Origin of the sequence: Catonella massiliensis, assembly GCF_016651435.1 — a bacterium.
GTDB classification, from domain to species: domain Bacteria; phylum Bacillota; class Clostridia; order Lachnospirales; family Lachnospiraceae; genus Catonella; species Catonella massiliensis.
In genome coordinates this window covers 1031081-1051147 of record NZ_JAEPRJ010000001.1, presented here as the reverse complement: position 1 = coordinate 1051147, position 20067 = coordinate 1031081, and the positions used below count along the sequence as shown (strand labels likewise).

The window sequence follows — 20067 nt, the reverse complement described above, 5'->3', positions numbered from 1 at the left end:
TTTATATATTTAATGCACTATTCAAAATCTAACTCTACCGGACAGTGGTCACTTCCCAATATCTCAGAGTGAATCTTAGCATCCCTAAGTCTGTCCTTGAAATCATCAGAGGTAATAAAGTAGTCAATACGCCAACCTGTATTCTTTTCTCTTGCCTTAAATCTGTAAGACCACCAGGAATATACATTTTCAAGTTCAGGATAAAAATATCTAAAGGTATCGATATAGCCGGCATCTAAAAGCTCCGTCATCTTTCCTCTTTCTTCATCTGTAAAACCTGCATTTCTACGATTTGTCTTTGGATTCTTAAGATCTATCTCCTTATGTGCTACATTCAAGTCTCCGCAAAGTATAACAGGTTTAGTTTTCTTTAGTCCGTTAAGGTAGGCTCTAAAGTCATCCTCCCATACCATTCTGTAGTCAAGTCTTTCAAGCTCCTGTTTTGCATTAGGTGTGTAACATACAACAAAAAAATGGTCTTCATATTCTGCTGTAATTACTCTTCCCTCGTGGTCGTGTTCGTCTATTCCCATATCGTATGTTACATTAATTGGTTTCACCTTAGTAAACAACGCAGTGCCTGAGTAACCCTTTTTCTCAGCATAGTTCCAGTACTGATAGTAGCCAGGCAAATCAAGCTCCAACTGACCTTCTGAAAGCTTAATCTCCTGAAGTCCGAAAGCATCTGCATCTATGTCATTAAAAAAATCCATAAAACCCTTTGTAAGGCAGGCCCTTAGACCATTAACATTCCAAGATATATACTTCATTTTATTTCCCTTCTTTACTGTTTTAATAATATGATGTGGGTGTCAAAAGTATTTGATACTTCAATCAACAAAAAAAGTCCCTGAAAAAACAGGGACTAAATTTTATTTTGCATAATCAACAGCTCTGGACTCACGAATAATGCTCACTTTTATCTGGCCCGGATACTCTAGAGAAGCTTCTATCTTCTTAGATAAATTACGTGCCAAAAGCACCATCTCAGAATCGGCAACCTGATCAGGAAAAACAACGACTCTGACTTCCCTGCCCGCCTGAATAGCAAAAGATTTGTCAACTCCTTCAAACTCATTAGCTATGTCTTCTAACTCCTTGAGCCTGTTAGTATAGGTCTCTAAGGTTTCTCTTCTTGCACCAGGTCTTGCGGCAGAGATAGCATCTGCAGCCTGAACAAGACATGATATAAGTGTAGAAGGCTCTACATCTCCATGATGAGACTCAACCGCATTGATGACAGTAGGTGATTCCTTATACTTTTTGCAAAGCTCAACACCAATCTGTACGTGTGAGCCTTCCTGCTCTCTATCTACAGACTTTCCGATATCATGCAAAAGTCCGGCCCTCTTAGCAAGTTTAACATCACAACCACACTCTGCAGCCAAGATACCAGACAGCTGGGCAACTTCAACTGAGTGCCTGAGTACATTCTGACCATAACTGGTTCTAAACTTCATTCTTCCAAGAAGCTTAATAAGCTCTGGGTGAATTCCATGAATGCCACACTCAAGAGCAGCCGCTTCACCTTCTTCTCTTATCTGTACCTCAACCTCTTTTTGTGCCTTTTCGACCATTTCCTCAATCCTTGCAGGATGAATTCTTCCGTCTACGATGAGTTTTTCAAGCGCAATCCTTGCACCCTCTCTCCTACCCGGATCAACCCCTGAGAAAACAACCGCCTCTGGAGTATCATCGATTATAAGGTCAACTCCGGTAAGAGTCTCAAGAGTTCTGATGTTACGACCCTCTCTACCTATAATCCTACCCTTCATCTCATCATTAGGAAGCTGTACCACAGATATAGTAGCCTCAGCGATATGGTCAGCAGCACAGCGCTGGATAGCAGAAATAACAATTTCCTTAGCCTTTTTATCCGCGTCTTCTTTTGCTCTGTTTTCAAGATCTTTGACCATAACTGCCATTTCGTGCTTAACATCATCTTCGACAGTTTTAAGGATATAATCTTTTGCCTGATCGGAGGTCATTCCTGATATTCTTTCAAGCTCAGCAAGCTGTTTTGAATGAAGCTCCTCCACATCCTTTTTCCCTTTTTCAAGTTCCGCCTCACGTTCATTAAGCTTAATTTCACGTTTCTCAAGTGCTTCACTTTTTCTGTCTGTAGCTTCTTCCTTTGTTAATACCCTTTTTTCGTACTTCTGTAATTCTGTTCTTCTCTCCTTACTTTCCCTCTCAAACTCATTCTTAGCTTTCAGAGATTCCTCTTTGGCTTCGAGCAAGGCTTCACGTTTCTTAGTCTCAGCTTCTAAATTAGCTTTCTCAATAATCTCCCTGGCTCTTTCTTCTGCAGTTCCAACCTTAGACTCATAGTTCTTAATACGGTTAGAAATTGCAATTTTCCAAACAGTAGGAGCAGTAACCGCAGCAGTAACGAATACAGCAATAGCTGTAACAACAATCGGTTCCACCGGAGCACCTCCTTATTTAATTTTCATTGTACAATAAATCTATGCTAAATTATCATTCCATAATTCAACTGATACATACAACAGTTAAATTTTATACTGTTTGATAAAAAAAGTCAAGTACGAGAGAGGTAATCGCTTAGTACTGAAGCAATCAATTCCGTATTAAAACCCTTCCTGTAAAGATAAACATATATTTTTCTCTTTTTTTCTTCATCTACCTCCTTAGGATTTTTAATTTTCTTCCTAAGTAAGTTGTATAAAGCTTCTTCATCACTCCTGTCATCAACCATCAAATTTTCTATTATAGTTCCTTCTATACCTTTGGCTGCAAGCTCCATTTTTAACTGGCGTTTACTTTTAGACTTACCTCTGTAATTAATATAGTTCTCAGCATACCTTTCGTCATTGACATAATTAAACTTTTTAACATAATTTAGTGCATCATCAATAACACCAGGAGGAAAATCTTTAAGAGACAGTTTTCTTTTTAAATCTGCTTCAGAACAGTCTGCACGGCTAAGAATGTCCAACGCCTTCTTTCTGGCCCTTGGTATAATGGTTTCCTTTATAAGTGCTTCATACCTTTCATCAGGAAATTCGTTTTCTTCTTTTATGCAATACCTTCTTATATCGCTCTGATAAACGTAAAATACCAACGTATCAGCTGTTACACGGAATTTATACTTGTTTACTTTTTCAACATTTTCAATGAACATATCAATTGCTTTCCAAAGAACTACTCTTCATCATATACTTCCTGTTCTTCCGCTTCTTCTATATCTGGCTCTCCACTTTTTGATTCAACAGCTTTATTTGCATGTAACTCTCTAACTTTTTTCTCTATTTCTTCAAACACTGAAGGGTTACTATCGAGGTATATCTTGACATTCTCCCTGCCCTGTCCAATCTTCTCGCCATTATATGAGAACCATGCACCCGATTTTACTACTATGTTATCATCCACTGCAATATCAAGCACATCGCCTGTCCTGCTAATTCCTTGACCAAACATTATATCAAACTGAGCTTCCTTAAAAGGAGGTGCTATTTTATTTTTAACTACCTTAATCTTGGTTCTGTTACCAATGACTTCTCCACCTTGCTTTATAACATCTGCCTTTCTAACATCCATCCTTATGGACGCATAGAACTTAAGGGCTCTACCGCCTGTTGTTGTTTCAGGGTTGCCAAACATAACTCCAATCTTCTCACGGAGCTGGTTGATAAATACCACTATACAATTAGTCTTACTAATAACAGATGTCAGCTTTCTAAGTGCCTGGCTCATAAGACGAGCCTGTAAGCCAACGTGCGAATCTCCCATGTCTCCATCGATTTCAGCTTTTGGAACAAGAGCTGCAACAGAGTCAACTATGACTATATCAACAGCACCACTTCTGACCATGGTTTCTGTTATCTCAAGTGCCTGTTCACCACTATCAGGCTGGGAAATGTAGAGTTCATCGATATTCACTCCAATAGCCTTAGCATATACAGGATCAAGGGCATGTTCAGCATCTATAAATCCGGCTATACCTCCTGCCTTTTGTACTTCTGCAACCATATGAAGAGCAACCGTTGTCTTACCACTTGATTCAGGTCCATACACCTCAATAATTCTCCCCTTTGGGATTCCCCCTAGACCAAGCGCAAGATCAAGGCTTAAGCATCCGGTAGGAACCACTTCTACATTCATCTTGTCCATTCCCGAACCAAGCTTCATAATAGATCCCTTACCAAAGTCCTTCTCAATTTGTGCAATTGCAGCCTCTAGTGCCTTCTTTTTATCACTGTCAATATTTACAACCTTTTCCTTAGTATCTTTTGCCATATTAACCTCACATATATTATATTTAATCCTATTCAAACAAATGTTCGTGTAGTTATTATAAAACATCTGTTCGATATTGTCAACTGCTTTTAATTATTTTATCGTTATTCTTTTAATTTATACCTTAGCACGTAAAACATGACTACTGTATACCATACTCCTTATACAGCCCGTGTCTTATCTCTTCATTCTCTACTACGTCTTTGATTTTGTCATTTTTACCTTCGGACATCAAAAGGCTGATAAGTTTGGCAAGGCAGCTTTCACCTTCTGTTTTACCCTCTGCTCTTCCTTCTGCTCTTCCTCTTGCTTCTCCTTCTGCTCTTCCTCTTGCTTCTCCTTCTGCTCTTCCTCTTGCTTCTCCTTCTGCTCTTCCTCTCGCTTCTGCCCTCTCAAACATCGGTTCAAAAAATTTCTCCATGTTATTTCCTCCTTCTTCACATTCTACCTCGAAAGGCAGCTCCTCACCTGTTAGCCTTAGGATGAGTTCACTCACTTCCTCAGGATGGTTTAGATCTATGCGGTCTGCCTTATGTTTGCTTCCTTTTACCATGTAATCCGCAATTAGCTTAAAATCCTTCTTAAACTTATTTATATCATCTTCACTTAGCTTTTTCAAGTCTATCAAATTGATACTGTAGTCGCTTACATAGTGTTTGAGTGCAGAGCCTAGGTTAAGTCTTTTATGCAAGGTTGTCTCATGCCTCCATTCTTCTTCTCCATAGTAGATAACAAAGGTTATTACTGGGAATATGTCCTGAAGCTCCCCATCAATACTGGCATTTTTCTTTCGCTTCCTGCTTTCCTCTTCCACAAGCTGGGTTCTATAAGAAGCTCCATCGTACGAAAGCACTCTAAATACCATGTTTTTATCAGGTATATCCTGATTTTCAATGCCTATTAGTGAAATAACTACATTTTCCTTCTTCCATAATTTTACGACATCTCTGTCCTGAAACCTATGTTTGCTGTCGTCACCCTTATAGTGGCTCCAGCCGGAAAGATCAACAAGTTCATCCTCTTTAACTACATCCTTCCCATCAAACATAATTCCATTCACAAAGTCTGCAAATACGTCGTTAAACATGAGCAGTTTCTTCTCTAAAATATCCTTCTCTCCCAATTGTCCCCCTTTCTGATTAAACAATAAAAACATGATTCAATTCCATCTTCAAAGTCTACAAACACATCATTAAACATAAAGAGCTTTTCCTCTAAAATATCCTTGTCTCTCAATTTTCCCCCTTTCTAAAAAAACAACAGAAAATTAAGTCAAATCTTTGGATTTAACAGCTTGAATATTTCTTTTTGAATTAATAAATACATCTTAGATTGGCGCCAAAAAATCTTAACGAAGTATTACATAATGCATGTACCAAAAGACAAAAACTTATCTTAAAGGCAATCCGATATCGAATGTCTTATCTTTGATACTTATATAAGTATACAATATTTTTTTAGTTTTGTAATCAGCTAAATACACAAAGTTTTTGCGGATTTCCTATACAAAATAGCCAAATTTGAATCATCTAAATAATGCTGTATTCAATCTTGGGATTGCTACTCTAAATTTACTACACAAAAACTATAAGCCTCAAATGTCTACAGCATTTACATTTAAACATTCACAGCTTTAGCTAATACCATACTCCTTATACAGCCCGTGTCTTATCTCTTCATTCTCTACTACGTCTTTGATTTTGTCATTTTTACCTTCGGACATCAAAAGGCTGATAAGTTTGGCAAGGCAGCTTTCTCCTTCTGTTTTACCCTCTGCTCTTCCTCTTGCTTCTCCTTCCGCTCTTCCTTCTGCTCTTCCTTCTGCTCTTCCTCTCGCTTCTCCTCTCGCTTCTGCCCTCTCAAACATCGGTTCAAAAAATTTCTCCATGTTCTTTCCTCCTTCTTCACTTTCTATAGGGATAGGCAGCTCCTCACCTGTTAACCTCAGGATGAGTTCACTCACTTCCTCAGGGTGGTTTAGGTCTATACGGTCTGCCTTATGTTTGCTTCCTTTTACCATGTAATCTGCTATTAGCTTAAAATCCTTCTTAAACTTATTTATATCATCTTCACTTAGCTTTTTCAAGTCTATCAGATTGATACTGTAGTCGCTTACATAGTGTTTGAGTTCAGAATCCAGGTTAAGCCTTTTGTGCAGGGTTGTCTCGTGCCTCCATTCTTCTTCGCCATAGTAGATAACAAAGGTTATTACAGGGAATATGTCCTGAAGTTCCCCATCAATACCGGAATTTTTCTTTCGTTTTCTACTTTCCTCTTCCACAAGTTGGGTCCTATAAGAAGCCCCATCGTACGAAAGCACTCTAAATACCATGTTTTTATCAGGTATATCCTGATTTTCAATTCCTATTAGTGAAATAACTACATTTTCCTTCTTCCATAGTTTTACGACATCTCTGTCCTGAAACCTATGTTTGCTGTCGTCACCCTTATAGTGGCTCCAGCCGGAAAGGTCAACAAGTTCATCTTCTTTAACTACATCCTTCCCATCAAACATAATTCCATTCACAAAGTCTGCGAACACATCATTAAACATAAGGAGCTTTTTCTCTAAAATATCCTTCTCTCCCAATTGTCCCCCTTTCTGATTAAACAGTAAAAATAAGATTTAATTCCATCTTCAAAGTCTGCGAACACATCATTAAACATCAAGAGTTTCTTCTCTAAAATATCCTTCTCTCCCAATTGTCCCCCTTTCTGATTAAACAATAAAAATAAGATTTAATTCCATCTTCAAAGTCTACGAATACATCATTAAACATAAGGAGCTTTTTCTCTAAAATATCCTTCTCTCCCAATTATCCCCCTTTCTAAAAAACAACAGAAAATTAAGTCAAATCTTTGGATTTAACAGCTTAAATATTTCTTTTTGAATTAATAAATACATCTTAGATTGGCGCCAAAAAATCTTAACGAAGTATTACATAATGCAGGTATCAAAGATAATATATAATCATACAAGCAAACCGATATCTAATGTCTTATCTTTGATACTTATAATTCATGTATCAAAGAGTAAAAATTAAACTACAGGCAAGCTAATATCGAATGTCTTATCTTTGTTACTTATATAAGTATACAACATTCTTTCAGTATTGTAATCTGCAAAATACACAATGTTTTGCGGACTTTCTATACAAAATAGCCAAATTTAAATCATCTAAATAATGCTGTATTCAATCTTGGGATTGCTACTCTAAATTTACTACACAAAAACTATAACCCTCAAATGTCTACAGCATTTACATTTAAACATTCACAGCTTTAACTAATACCATACTCCTTATACAGCCCGTGTCTTATCTCTTCATTCTCTACTACGTCTTTGATTTTGTCATTTTTACCTTCGGACATTAAAAGGCTGATAAGTTTGGCAAGGCAGCTTTCACCTTCTGTTTTACCTTCTGCCCTTCCTTCTGCTCTTCCTCTCGCTTCTCCTCTCGCTTCTGCCCTCTCAAACATCGGTTCAAAAAATTTCTCCATGTTCTTTCCTCCTTCTTCACTTTCTATAGGGATAGGCAGTTCCTCACCTGTTAGCCTTTGGATGAGTTCACAACTCCTATTGAATGAAGGCGACACTCTAGCTAATACCATACTCCTTATACATCCCGTGTCTTATCTCTTCATTCTCTACTACGTCTTTGATTTTGTCATTTTTACCTTCGGACATCAAAAGGCTGATAAGTTTGGCAAGGCAGCTTTCTCCTTCTGTTTTACCCTCTGCCCTTCCTTCTGCTCTTCCTCTTGCTTCTCCTTCTGCCCTTCCTTCTGCTCTTCCTCTTGCTTCTGCCCTCTCAAACATCGGTTCAAAAAATTTCTCCATGTTCTTTCCTCCTTCTTCACTTTCTATAGGGATAGGCAGTTCCTCACCTGTTAGCCTTTGGATGAGTTCACTCACTTCCTCAGGGTGGTTTAGGTCTATACGGTCTGCCTTATGTTTGCTTCCTTTTACCATGTAATCCGCTATTAGCTTAAAATCCTTCTTAAACTTATTTATATCATCTTCACTTAGCTTTTTCAAGTCTATCAGATTGATACTGTAGTCGCTTACATAGTGTTTGAGTTCAGAAGCCAGGTTAAGCCTTTTGTGCAGGGTTGTCTCATGCCTCCATTCTTCTTCGCCATAGTAGATAACAAAGGTTATTACAGGGAATATGTCCTGAAGTTCCCCATCAATACCGACATTTTTCTTTCGTTTCCTACTTTCCTCTTCCACAAGCTGGGTTCTATAAGAAGCCCCATCGTACGAAAGCACTCTAAATACCATGTTTTTATCAGGTATATCCTGATTTTCAATTCCTATTAGTGATATAACTACATTCTCTTTCTTCCATAGTTTTACGACATCTCTGTCCTGAAACCTATGTTTGCTGTCATCCCCCTTATAGTGGCTCCAGCCGGAAAGGTCAACAAGTTCATCTTCTTTAACTACATCCTTCCCATCAAACATAATTCCATTCACAAAGTCTGCAAATACATCATTAAACATCAAGAGTTTCTTCTCTAAAATATCCTTCTCTCCCAATTGTCCCCCTTTCTGATTAAACAATAAAAATAAGATTTAATTCCATCTTCAAAGTCTGCGAATACATCATTAAACATAAAGAGCTTTTTCTCTAAAATATCCTTCTCTCCCAATTGTCCCCCTTTCTAAAAAACAACAGAAAAATAAGTCAAATCTTTGGATTTAACAGCTTGAATATTTCTTTTTGAATTAATAAATACATCTTAGATTGGCGCCAAAAAATCTTAACGAAGTATTACATAATGCAGGTATCAAAGATAATATATAATCATACAAGCAGACCGATATCTAATGTCTTATCTTTGATACTTATAATTCATGTATCCAAGATTAAAATTAAACTACAGGCAAGCTGAAATCGAATGTCTTATCTTTGTTACTTATCTAAGTATACAACATTTTTTCGGTTTTGTAATCGGCAAAATACACAAAGTTTTGCGGACTTTCTATACAAAATAACCAAAAAAATCCCCCTTCTCGGATTTTATCCTCTGAAGGGGGAAGCATATCATCAAATTGCAGTCCAAAAATACCTGGAAGAGATAGCTCTCCTTTACTTTGCTTAATCAAGGTCAAATAACCCTCGTTTTTGAATAATGTAGGTTGATACCGATTCAGGAGAGTACTTAGGCAGGGTTACGCTTGAACCTCTAAATATCCTTGTCACCCTCGTTCTTGCAGATACCTTAATGTCTATCTTGTTCTTATTTCCACCAAGTTCAGACAGTGGAACTTCAAAATAATAACTTTTTCCCGGCGTTAAGGCATAGCACTCACCAATTTGATCATCTGATTCAGTAAGCACCTTTGTTCCATCTGCCCTATATACATTGTAAAGGCCTCCTTTTGTATCCACAGGCTTAACCAACACACTTGTCATTGAAGGAACGGTGTCCTGTACAAAGCTGTTGTAGTCAACTGGTGTGAAGTAGACTTTCTCCTTGTCACCTGTTACCACCCCTTTGTTAATTGCATCCGAAGACACATCATAAGATATGTAAGATACAGTTTTTTCAGCTGCATCAGGATCGCCTGTTTCCCTAAATTCAATCGAAGGAGGAACCATTGCAGCCTTGTAGGCAGCTATAAGGGTATTTACGTAAAGCTTCATCTCCTCTTTGTTTGTCATTTTTGTATGTCCAACACCTGAATAAGTTATATTACCCTTAGTGTAGATGTAATAGTTATTTCTTACATCTCTAGGAGAAAGATGAAATCCATAATTAGGATTATTTGCTTCTTGCTTCCAACTCTTTAGTGTGTACCATACCGTCAGGTCATTTTCTCCATCCTCATCCTCATCTTCATTTAGGTCTAACTGATATGGTTGAAAATGTGTTTCAGCAATATCAAGAACTTTGTTTATTTTAAATGGATAAGTCGTTATCTGACCTGTATTTACTTGTTCAGCACTATCTGCAAACTTAAAAAATGACATATTCTTAAATACTCTTTTTTGATAATAAAGCATACCAGCATCATCTTTATATTTTTGCCAATAATTTAACATTAAGGCTCCATAGGTAAGACCTTGAACTTCTTTTTCAATTCTTGTCTTATTACTTCTTGGCCTATAAGCTATATCTTTTATATGCTTCTTGTCATTTTCCGCATTGTCTCTTGCTAATTTGTATATCTGTCCTGACGTCAACGAACTCTCATACCTGTTTTCCGCAATTGTAGGATAGTAATATCGACTAAATTTTGTTTCAGTATTATCTTTCTCCGTCCATACACCTACTCTTAATGCCCAGTTATTAAGTACTCCGTATCTGTCAAGACCTACCACTCCTCTAATCATACGGTTAAAATCATAATTCCACGGATTCGCCCCTCTATAGTTTACAAGAGAAGAGCAATCATGAGTATAAAGCACAGGTTTGCCTGAATTTATATACCCCTGAATAGGTTCCAGACAGTCTTTTTCATTTGGTAATTGATATGCGTCCGAAAAGCCAAGGACTAACATATCAATTTGTTTTATTTCGACTCCATTTCCTTTCTCTTTCTCATACGGGTACTCATCAAAAAACTCTTCAGGTCTTTTTTTATTTTTGTTCTTTTGATGCCATTTATCATATTGCTCTATATATTCATAAGCACCAACTGAAACCACGGATATTTCAAAGTCCTCTACCTTACTTAACAATTTCTTAAACTCAGGATCTGTAGCCATATCAAAGTTGTCTCGCAAACCTTTTTCATAGAACCATCGTGGCGCACCTTGTTTATACAAAAAATTATCACGTTCATGTTTGCTGAGAAAAGATATATTATTATTGTATTTATAGTGTTCTATATCGTTATTGTAATGCTGATTATACTTATTTTGAAGAAATTCTCCACTTTTAATCTGTAGTACAGTTATTTTTTGTTTTATTCCTTCACGTTTAACATATCCCATACCAGACACACTTGTCTGCCTCTTAATACCGGATTCACTTATAAGTTCAATCTTCAATTTCCAAGGTAAAACACCTATATAAGTTTTGGGAATCTTATATTTAACCTTGTACCAAGAAGTCTTGGACGCAACCAGATTGTCCTTATATAAATTATTATCCTTAAATAAATTATAATAACTTTTCTTAACAATCTCTCTTGTACCAGAGAACTTACCATCAGAATTGCTATCAATGTAAAGACTTAGCTCAAATTTGGCCTTATCACTTTCAAAACCTTTATTTAAGAGTTTAAAGTTAATTTCCAAGGTTCTGTTGTTAATCCTCGTATAGTCGGTAATACGTTCCGGTATATCAATATCCTTTTCGTAATGCTGTTCTTCCAGCAAAATCTCAGGCTTAGGGAGGTTAATATTAGTAATAAGGGAGTTTAACTCAACTTCATCAAGGCTTTCAGCTGCCCCTTCAAATATAACATTTTTCTTAGAAGGGTTATCTTGTCTGAACTTAATTGCGTATTCAGCAAGCTCGTACATCCTTGAACTGTTATCAATCTTCTCAGCATTAACGGTGATATTGCTTCCCTCCTTATTTACAAAACCATCTGCAAATACAATTGGATATCCTAATTTAATATACTCCTTGAGTTTACTAAGTTTTTCCACAGTTATATCATTACCCGGAAAACGAAAAGTAACAAAATCTGTATTTGTTTTATTATCATATACTCCATTATTATGATAATCTGTTTCCGTCAATCCTTTTTTAAAATTGAACTTTATACCATTAGAATCAGGGTCTGAATCTTCGTATGCTTCAATATTATTATATTTATTATCAATTTGCTTATAATCAGTATCTAAAAGTCCTCCCATATACAATTCACCCGCATCTTTATCCTGAAAAATATCACCTACATTACTGTAGATTAAGCCATTCATATTTGGTTCATTATACACAGTATAATCTTTTACATCTTTCAAAAATGGACTTACCGGTACATGATAACCTGGTATACTGTAGCCTGGTTTAGTATACTCAGGTCTCCAATAATAATACCTATTGTTCTCACGCTTTTTACTCGTGGTTTTAGGTATAATATAACCCGGGATTGTATAACCTGGGATTTTGTACTTTTCATTAGTTCCAGGTATCTTTTCATCCTTTTCAGGTACAGTACTATCATGTACAGGTATATCCGGCTTTTGAATAGTTATCCATTCACCTTCTACCCTTTCAGGAGGCACAACCTTGGAGGGAACTATTTTAGTTACTTTTATCTTTCCGTCCACGGTATTAAAATTACTCGTATTAAGCCCTATATAAATAAGATCATAGTCAAACAGCTCTTCATTCCTTCCAATGAACTCGGTAGTAGGCATGGTAATAGATGTTTGAGTAATGGTAATAGATGTTTGAGTAACGGTCTTCTTATTGCTTTCAAACCAATTATTGACCTTTTTCTTCATCCTCTCACTATCTATATCCTTCTCCCCAACCACCTTCGCTGGCTCGATGTCAAGGATCTTAACTACATCATCTGTAGTTCTCTTTCTTCTCATCTTGTAGCTGATGATGTACTCAAGAGCCCTTGCCTTTGAGATTTCGAGTTTAAACTTTTTAGTATTGTCTGTAGTACCCTCTATTTCCTTGTCTAAGATGTTATTTTCTTCAACTATGCTCTCAGCAACTTCACCAAAACCTTCACCCTTAGCTTTATTTACAAAAGCTGAATCAGATGTCTTCTCATTGATTAAGTCAGATGAAAAACCCTTAAAAATAAATGGTGCTTCACCAGGGAAGTCAAAGTTTATGGTATATACACTCTTATTTACAAAATGATTATCATGATTTCCATCAACACCTGCTCTATTAATTGCAAGTTCTCTTACCAATTTACTTAAGTTAGCAGCATTATCATACGAATATCCATTATTCTCTATAAGCGCAGCAAGATTGTCTATATTTACTCCATTTTTAACTGCATTTAATACATCTGGACTTATATCATTTACACTTGTATACGTTTTAAGCCCGCTTCCCTTTACAAGCGAACTTGAACCAGATATATAGAAAAGCCCAACATTTGACAGATAATTAGGATTGGCAGCAAGAGCAGCTTTAATGCCAGCAGGCGTCAAAGTAACCACCTTTATCTTCATCTTTGCGTCATCGTAGTCAGGGTCGGTGGCAGGAAGGTACTTGTTATCATTATCACTGAAGTTCTTTAAGAACACGCCGTTTTCAAACCAGTTGTTATTCTTAAAGCCTCCCGTGTAGAATACCTTGTCTATAACTAAATCATGGTCAAGCTTGCCGCCTGCCACTTCTACAAGCTTCTTACTTCCTTTACCTTTTCCTACAAATACATACGAAGCTTCGGATGCAACTGCAAAATGTCCCCTGCCTGAGGCAACCTTTTTGTAGCGCTCTACACTGTTTAACACACCGTCATACTCAGCTTCACTTCCCAGATATTCTGCGCTTTCCACCAAGTAATATACTCCACTTGTCCTCTCAGCCGCTGTAAGAGTGGATACATCCACCCCTTCAAAGGACAGCAAAACATAGTCATAGTTAGTAAAATCAAAACTATAACCATCTGCATCCTTATTCGATAGGGCATACTCGTACACTACATTAGAGCCTGTAGCACCTTTAGCCTTTCTGTATATATACCTTGTAAATCCCAGAACCTTTACCTCATCAGCATTGTGAAACTCTCTTATCTCAGAGGCTCTGTATACTATGCTTCCGTCAGGATTACTCAGGTCTGCCTTCTTAAATTTTACGGCATATTTACCGTCTATGTTCTGAGTATATTCATAGCTTACTACATTCTCATCATAGTCTCCGCCTGCATGCTCCTTGAAAGTTGCCTCTAACTTAAAGCTTCCGCCTGCGGCGTCTACCATCTTGTAGGGAATCACTGTACCTTTTTTAATCTCAATAGGTGTAGCCAGGTCAAATGTGGAATACTTAGCTTCATCAGCCGCAGGTACCTCATCAAGAGAATAAGCCTCCTTATATTCAGTATATGTAAGCGGCTTGGTTCCATCGCCTGAAGATATGAGGCTGAGCCTATTCTTAAGGCCATTCATATAGTTAATTCTTTCTCTTTTAGTACGAAGCTTGGAGAGATTGTCACGCCAGTTTTCAGGCTCGCTTCCTTCTACAAAATAACCAAACTTCGCCATCCTCTCATCCGGAACAAGCTCCACTACAGTAAAAGGATTCTCCTCTGTAGAGCTTTTTATAAGATTCTCAATACCATTAAAAGACGCATTTTTTGCGTCTGCTTCATGATTATGTATAAACATCATAGAAACGGCTGCAACCGTTAAAGATGTAGCCGTTAATATACCTATTAAAGCTTTAGTCCTTTTCTTCATAAAGCTCCTTTCTTAAAACAATACCTTTACTATATATGTCGGACAAATCCCCGTCCTATTTAACTACATTTTCATTTCTTGGAGTTATTGTCTCTTCCTTTACGTAGGACTGGGAGTTATTTTTCAGCTTCATCTTTACCCTTATCTTATTCTTGCCCTCGGCTTTTATGACATCCGCACTAAATGCAGTTACATTTTCAGCCATAAGGACATTTTCCTTTAGCTCAAAGCTCCTGCTCATCGTATCAATTACGCTTTTCTTATAATAGATTTTTTTCTCAGCAGGCACATAGCTTATCTCATATTTTTCATTTTCATTGATTACTTCAAGGGTACTGTCTGTGTATCTCACTTCCTTTTCTGCCGATATCACTATATCAGATATCTGATTCATCACAAGCTGTGCTTCCTTTTGCAAGTCAGTAGTAGTTATAACAGATGAATAAGACCTGCTGCCAGCTAAGAGAAAAGATATGATAGAGCCGCTCACCACCATGATGATGGCAAGAGCAATGATAACCTCTATCAGAGAAAATCCTTTGTTACTTATGCGCTTTCTCATATCTACATCTCCTTCCTAAATGCAAGCCCTGATTCATTTAGTATCAGGCTTTCTTTATTCAACAATGATTTTTCCGGTTGCAGCATATATCTTGATTTTTTTCTCTGCATTTCCTTTTCTAAGTATTATGCACTGGATACCGTTAGGGCTGGTATCCTTGATGGCACCTGTGTTTCTGTTAAAATTAAAAACCATGCCAGCAGCCCCCGCAGGGTTCTCAGCACTTCCTGAGATATCGGTAGAATAAGACATTTCTACATTGTCATCACTTACATCTTCAATAAATGTCTTCTCAGTAATCTTCTCAGTAATCGAGTCATTTCTTGACACTATCTTGGTCACTATCTTTGCCTTTATCGCCTGGTCAGTATCCTTGTATATGGTGAGTGTAACCTCGTCTTTGCCAAGGTTTGCAAGCCTCACCTTGTCTAATAAGGAGGACACGCTGTCTGCACAGGCCTTTACTCTTCTGCCATCAAACAAGCCTGACGAAGTAGCCATAAATCCTGTAAGAACTCCAAGTATGGCAATAATCACTATAGCTTCCAGTAAAGAATATCCCTTGTTATTCAATATCGTCTCCTCCTTAACTATTTTTTCTTCCAATTACTGTAGGACACAAGCTTACTTAAATCAACACTTCCGTCAGCAAAAAGGTCATTGCCGCTCACAGTGCTTCCTGAAGCTGCAAACGCTTCTCCGTCCTTAAATACCTTGTAAAAATAATCACTTCCGCCTGCGGTAAGCGGTTCACTAATAAGGTTTTTAATTATACCGCTGTCATCTGACTTTATTTCTCCCGCAGAATTTACTTTGACCTTGCCGTTTGCTATGATGGTTCCTGTAAAATTTCGTTTTACGGTTACATCACCATTTGCCACTATGAGCCTTACATCACCTGAGGAAGAGTTGTAATCATAATTACCTGACGTAATCACTGCCTTCACGCCGTTTACCGATACTTCTTTTTTTACAACTCCTGCCAAGTAGCCTCTAAGCACAGCTTCATTGATTATGTTCTTAAATACTTCATTTTCCTTTTGTCCTGCCTTTACCTTTGTAGTAAGGTTGGTGCACAGAGCCCTGAAGGTCTTGATAAATTTGCCTGTGCCATCTATTGTACTTGTTTTACCCGGCAAGACTACGAGGTCATTGTCATACAAGGTGTAGTTACCCACTGTCTTGATATTCGCTTCGGCGGCACTCTTTATAGTGCCTGTATAGAAGTCTGTATGCTTCTTAAGCTCCTCTGCCCTGTTTTTGTCTGCCGCATAGAAGTCACTAAAGTACCTGGCTGCCTTATCCTGTGGAAGATTCACATAGAAGTATACAAGGCCGTCACTTGATATGCCTGTGATAGGCTGTACAAATATCTTGATGTAATTAGCGTCAAGGTCTGACTTTGTTACACCATAGTCTTCAAATGTCTTACCTGTCTTGTATGCTCTTGCCTTGGTATCTACAAGAACATAGTTCTTGCCACTTGAATCCCTCTCATTTAGGAGCCTCTTGTATTCATCATAGCTAAGTGGATTGTGGCCAAACTTTGACTCTTTATTTGAGTCTGTCCCTATCCACTCGCCAGGCATAAGGTAGGCTATCTGATTGCCCTTTACCGCAATGGACTCACCCATCTTGATATCCACATTGTTGTTTGCATTCCCCTGTGAGTAACGATCACGAAGCTTTTCATTTCCTGTAGCTATATAAGAGTAGCCCGCAAGAGCAACTTCCTTTGCACCGCTCATGTCTATAGAGCTGTCTTTGCCGTTTATGATAATGGCCGACGAGCTGCCTGCCACATTTTTATCATTGCCATAGCCCTTGTATGTGCCGGATATCTTCGCACTGGACCTCACTCCGCTTAGAGTAAGGTCATCAGCTACATATGAGGCACCCGTAAGTTCTGCCCTGCCGCCGTCTAGCAGAATACCACCTGCCCATATCTTCTGATTAGGAGAAGCTTTAAGACTTGCATTATTAGCTACATAAACCGTTCCATTGGCTATAAGGGTCTTGTCATAAAGTCCCACATTGGTAGAAGACTTGGCTACAAAAGCCTGTTTGTTAAGAGCATCACTAAAGCCTGCATATACACTGCCTTTTATATCTACATGTCCTGCTATAACCTCTACTCCCTTATCGCCTATGATAGCGTATTCAAACAAATCCAGGTCCGAAGTGCCGTAGGCCACATCAGGCTTTGGTACAGCTACCGTGATGTCCGTAACTATCTCAGATACCTGTTCGTCTTCACTTACATATCTTACTTTAATACCCTTAAGTACAAGCTTATCATCTTCATCCTTTACTATACCTTCATTCCTGCTGAAGCCTCCATTCATAGCGGATACAACAGCATAAGGATATGTAGGGCTGTTTAAGAGGCTCTGATCTACGAGGTTACTAATAGACTTAATATTATACTCGCCTGCCGTACCTCTATCAATACTTCTCTTAAAAGTATCCTTAAAGTTCCTCTTGAAGTCTTCTGCCCTGCGGGCCTTCTCAGATACAGTGGATGATACCGCACCCACAGGCGTCTGACTGCTGTTATTGTACTTGGCAAAGTTCTCCAGGTCCTTGGTCACTGCTTCCTTGTATGCAGCCTCCGCCTTTTCTTTTACTCCCGCCTTTACCTGCTCGAGCACTCCCTCTGCGGAGTAGAAGCTTTCCTTTATCTCGGCATCAGTGGTCTTCATCTGGACATTGCGCAGTGATACCCAGAGCGCAATGGCAGCCATCACGCCTATCCCTGCTACCACCAGGATAACCATAAGTATAGAAGAACCTCTATTGTCGTTTCTCTTCATCAATTGGACATACCTCCTGTCAATGTCATTAGTGGCTCTGCACCTGCAATGCCATTTTCATCCACATTGGAGTTAAATACCTTAACCTCTATATCATATAACCTTGCGAAGCTGTTTACCTCATCAGCAGACTTGCTTTCAACAAGAGACATATTCACATCAATTTTATCAGTAGTATAAGGCTGGGAACCACGATAATACCTGCATCTAAAGTTAGTGTCTGCAACATTGGTAAATACCTTAACAGGGCTCTTTTCTGCAAAGTTAATATTTCCATCCCTTACATCTAAGATTATCATCTTATTTCCTAAGTTTCCTGTATCCTGCTTTACAATGTAGAGCTTGAACTTTTTATTTAATGGATTGTCTATAACTATCTTCTCATCTCCTGTCGAGTTATTCCAAGGCGCTAAGAATAAATATATGCTTCTTAGCTCATCCTTAGGGGAGTCACTTTCTTCAGTTCTTAAGTCACTAAGTCCTGTGACAGGGGAAGCACTCCCGTTTACATAATAATTAAATTCAGTCTTAACTGTGACAATTTCCGTACCTGTAACAGTTATATGTATTTCCCTTCTTAGGGTGCTTGCACTCACATTATGCTTGACACTAGAGCTTAGTAAGGGATCGTTTAACATCTTTGTGGCAGCATCTCCCGCACTAAGTGTAGCATCAATCAGTATATCCTTGTCTGTACTTACAGGTGTGATTTTGTCTATATTATCTGCGGTAATGGAAGGCTTTGATACTGTTATAAGAGCATTAGTAGTAAAGCCTTCTCCCTCAATGTTCTTTAAGTAAAAATAATACTTACCGCCTGCCTTAGGGTAAAAATCATAATCCCTGCCTGTGTGGCTTTGTCTTAGGCTTTTATGCGCCGCCACTACGTACTTGTGTGTAGAAGGGTTATAGTCAAGCTCTTCAAAGCCTGTATTGCCAAATATGGTAGGAGAGGTGATATTAGGCGAGCCTAACTTAATAATATCCGCCAAATTGTAGCCCTTTAGCTCCTCCATTATATTCTTGCCTGTCTCTATAGCTAAGAGCTTGTTCCTGGAGAGGGCATTCATCTTGGAAGAAGTTACGAATGCATTTAATAAAGGGAGAGTAATAATTGCAAGTATAGCGATTGCAATTATAATCTCTATAAGAGAAAAACCTTTGTCAGAGCATATTTTTTTATGATTTTTCATATTCTGCAGCCTCACTTCCTCTCCTTTTATGTATGTTATATCCAATCAGAGTTTGCGTATGTTAATAGCCATACCGCAAACTCTGACAATTTCGTTTTAGTGCTTTATTCGTCTGCTCCATCGCTATTTGCCTTAGATGTGTCTACAGTTCCGAATATGTTCTTAGTGCCGTGCCTGATAGTCTTGGTGATAATCTCTTCATAAGGTCTGTCGCTTCCTGCAAGGAAATATGAATCGTATACTATATTGCCGTCCAGATTCCCTGTCTTGTTATCAAAGGTAAGCGATACCGAGTTGATGCTCTTTTTGTCGGTAGACTTAGCTATCTTGTCAAGGAATTTCTTTAGGCTGTCGTATCCGCCCTTGTAGTTGATGTTGGTAGACATATCATAGAGCTTATACTTATTTGCCGCAGCAGGTGCCACCCCAGTCTCATCAGCCGCAGGAGCTTCTGTAGCAGAGGCTTCCTCAGGGGCTGCCTCAGGGGCTTCCTCTGTAGCCACTTCCTGTGGTGGAGCTTGCGTGGTCTCTGCTTCAGGCGTATCGGAGCCCTTCATCTCTACAGGGGTATTGACAGTAATGAGCGGAACCTCTACCTTAAGCTCTTTCTCAAGTCCTACTATATCCATTATCTCATTCTCAACCTGTAAGAAGGATGGGAACTTTGCTACCAAAGCCAAGGTATCTGCTTCATAGTTGGTAGTCTCAGCCTTTATCTCAGACTCCCTTGCGACCTTTGCCTCAAGCTCTGCAAGCTTTGCGGTAAGGCCTACATTCTCAGTATTTAGCTTCTCTGCGTCTTCCGTATAACTTCTTATAGGAAAATAATACACGAGGGCAAATATAAGAATGCCAACAAATACTATTAATATCTTCTTATCTCTTTCTGATATCGACATCTC

At 38.3% G+C, this 20067-nt stretch carries 18 protein-coding genes; all 18 read right to left on the bottom strand.

The window, feature by feature from the left end:
• Positions 1–17 precede the first annotated feature (17 nt).
• The 18 genes from JJN12_RS04750 to JJN12_RS04685 all read right to left on the bottom strand — a co-directional run bounded on the left by JJN12_RS04750 (position 18) and on the right by JJN12_RS04685 (position 20064).
• Complete coding sequence (locus JJN12_RS04750; RefSeq protein WP_208428602.1) at positions 18–770, bottom strand: exodeoxyribonuclease III; 753 nt, start codon at positions 768–770, stop codon at positions 18–20.
• Positions 771–872: 102 nt separating this feature from the next.
• Complete coding sequence (gene rny / locus JJN12_RS04745) at positions 873–2420, bottom strand: ribonuclease Y (RefSeq protein WP_408610926.1); 1548 nt, start codon at positions 2418–2420, stop codon at positions 873–875.
• A 122-nt stretch (positions 2421–2542) separates the two neighbouring features.
• Entirely contained in the window at positions 2543–3145 is a 603-nt protein-coding gene (locus JJN12_RS04740) for a regulatory protein RecX (protein WP_208428600.1), read from the bottom strand.
• A 20-nt stretch (positions 3146–3165) separates the two neighbouring features.
• Positions 3166–4260, bottom strand: coding sequence for a recombinase RecA (recA, locus tag JJN12_RS04735; protein WP_208428599.1), 1095 nt, complete (start codon positions 4258–4260; stop codon positions 3166–3168).
• Between the two features lie 142 nt (positions 4261–4402).
• The gene (locus JJN12_RS04730) at positions 4403–5383 is read right to left on the bottom strand and encodes an Rpn family recombination-promoting nuclease/putative transposase (protein WP_208428598.1); all 981 of its coding nucleotides are present in this window, start codon (positions 5381–5383) and stop codon (positions 4403–4405) included.
• Positions 5362–5496, bottom strand: a complete 135-nt coding sequence (locus tag JJN12_RS14365) for a hypothetical protein (RefSeq protein WP_268905553.1) — start codon at positions 5494–5496, stop codon at positions 5362–5364. Before JJN12_RS14365 ends, JJN12_RS04730 begins: the two co-directional genes overlap by 22 nt.
• A gap of 397 nt (positions 5497–5893) precedes the next feature.
• A complete protein-coding gene (locus JJN12_RS04725) occupies positions 5894–6850 on the bottom strand; it encodes an Rpn family recombination-promoting nuclease/putative transposase (RefSeq protein ID WP_208428597.1) in 957 nt (318 codons plus the stop codon).
• Positions 6829–6963, bottom strand: coding sequence for a hypothetical protein (locus JJN12_RS14360; protein WP_268905552.1), 135 nt, complete (start codon positions 6961–6963; stop codon positions 6829–6831). The genes JJN12_RS04725 and JJN12_RS14360 overlap by 22 nt, the downstream gene beginning before the upstream one ends.
• The gene (locus tag JJN12_RS14355) at positions 6942–7076 is read right to left on the bottom strand and encodes a hypothetical protein (protein ID WP_268905551.1); all 135 of its coding nucleotides are present in this window, start codon (positions 7074–7076) and stop codon (positions 6942–6944) included. Before JJN12_RS14355 ends, JJN12_RS14360 begins: the two co-directional genes overlap by 22 nt.
• A gap of 466 nt (positions 7077–7542) precedes the next feature.
• The gene (locus JJN12_RS04720) at positions 7543–7872 is read right to left on the bottom strand and encodes a hypothetical protein (protein WP_208428596.1); all 330 of its coding nucleotides are present in this window, start codon (positions 7870–7872) and stop codon (positions 7543–7545) included.
• The gene (locus JJN12_RS04715; RefSeq protein ID WP_208428595.1) at positions 7859–8803 is read right to left on the bottom strand and encodes an Rpn family recombination-promoting nuclease/putative transposase; all 945 of its coding nucleotides are present in this window, start codon (positions 8801–8803) and stop codon (positions 7859–7861) included. Before JJN12_RS04715 ends, JJN12_RS04720 begins: the two co-directional genes overlap by 14 nt.
• On the bottom strand, positions 8782–8916 hold the full coding sequence (locus JJN12_RS14350) for a hypothetical protein (protein WP_268905550.1): 135 nt from the start codon (positions 8914–8916) through the stop codon (positions 8782–8784). Before JJN12_RS14350 ends, JJN12_RS04715 begins: the two co-directional genes overlap by 22 nt.
• A 449-nt stretch (positions 8917–9365) precedes the next feature.
• Positions 9366–14597 (bottom strand): DUF5057 domain-containing protein, encoded by a 5232-nt coding sequence (locus tag JJN12_RS04710; protein WP_208428594.1) that lies wholly within the window; start codon positions 14595–14597, stop codon positions 9366–9368.
• 55 nt (positions 14598–14652) lie between these two features.
• Positions 14653–15159: a PilW family protein gene (locus JJN12_RS04705; protein ID WP_208428593.1), complete on the bottom strand. Its 507-nt coding sequence runs from the start codon at positions 15157–15159 to the stop codon at positions 14653–14655.
• Between the two features lie 54 nt (positions 15160–15213).
• Positions 15214–15732 (bottom strand): pilus assembly FimT family protein, encoded by a 519-nt coding sequence (locus JJN12_RS04700; protein WP_208428592.1) that lies wholly within the window; start codon positions 15730–15732, stop codon positions 15214–15216.
• A 17-nt stretch (positions 15733–15749) separates the two neighbouring features.
• Complete coding sequence (locus JJN12_RS04695) at positions 15750–17975, bottom strand: hypothetical protein (protein WP_208428591.1); 2226 nt, start codon at positions 17973–17975, stop codon at positions 15750–15752.
• Positions 17972–19165, bottom strand: coding sequence for a prepilin-type N-terminal cleavage/methylation domain-containing protein (locus JJN12_RS04690; protein WP_208428590.1), 1194 nt, complete (start codon positions 19163–19165; stop codon positions 17972–17974). The genes JJN12_RS04695 and JJN12_RS04690 overlap by 4 nt, the downstream gene beginning before the upstream one ends.
• A 104-nt stretch (positions 19166–19269) precedes the next feature.
• The gene (locus JJN12_RS04685) at positions 19270–20064 is read right to left on the bottom strand and encodes a hypothetical protein (protein WP_208428589.1); all 795 of its coding nucleotides are present in this window, start codon (positions 20062–20064) and stop codon (positions 19270–19272) included.
• Between the last annotated feature and the right edge of the window lie 3 nt (positions 20065–20067).

Coding starts and splice junctions, on each gene's coding strand:
- JJN12_RS04685 (WP_208428589.1), bottom strand. CDS start 20,064: ATGTCGATATCAGAAAGAGATAAGAAGATATTAATAGTATTTGTTGGC.
- JJN12_RS04750 (WP_208428602.1), bottom strand. CDS start 770: ATGAAGTATATATCTTGGAATGTTAATGGTCTAAGGGCCTGCCTTACA.
- recA (WP_208428599.1), bottom strand. CDS start 4,260: ATGGCAAAAGATACTAAGGAAAAGGTTGTAAATATTGACAGTGATAAA.
- JJN12_RS04710 (WP_208428594.1), bottom strand. CDS start 14,597: ATGAAGAAAAGGACTAAAGCTTTAATAGGTATATTAACGGCTACATCT.
- JJN12_RS04720 (WP_208428596.1), bottom strand. CDS start 7,872: ATGGTATTAGCTAGAGTGTCGCCTTCATTCAATAGGAGTTGTGAACTC.
- JJN12_RS04705 (WP_208428593.1), bottom strand. CDS start 15,159: ATGAGAAAGCGCATAAGTAACAAAGGATTTTCTCTGATAGAGGTTATC.
- JJN12_RS04740 (WP_208428600.1), bottom strand. CDS start 3,145: ATGTTCATTGAAAATGTTGAAAAAGTAAACAAGTATAAATTCCGTGTA.
- JJN12_RS04690 (WP_208428590.1), bottom strand. CDS start 19,165: ATGAAAAATCATAAAAAAATATGCTCTGACAAAGGTTTTTCTCTTATA.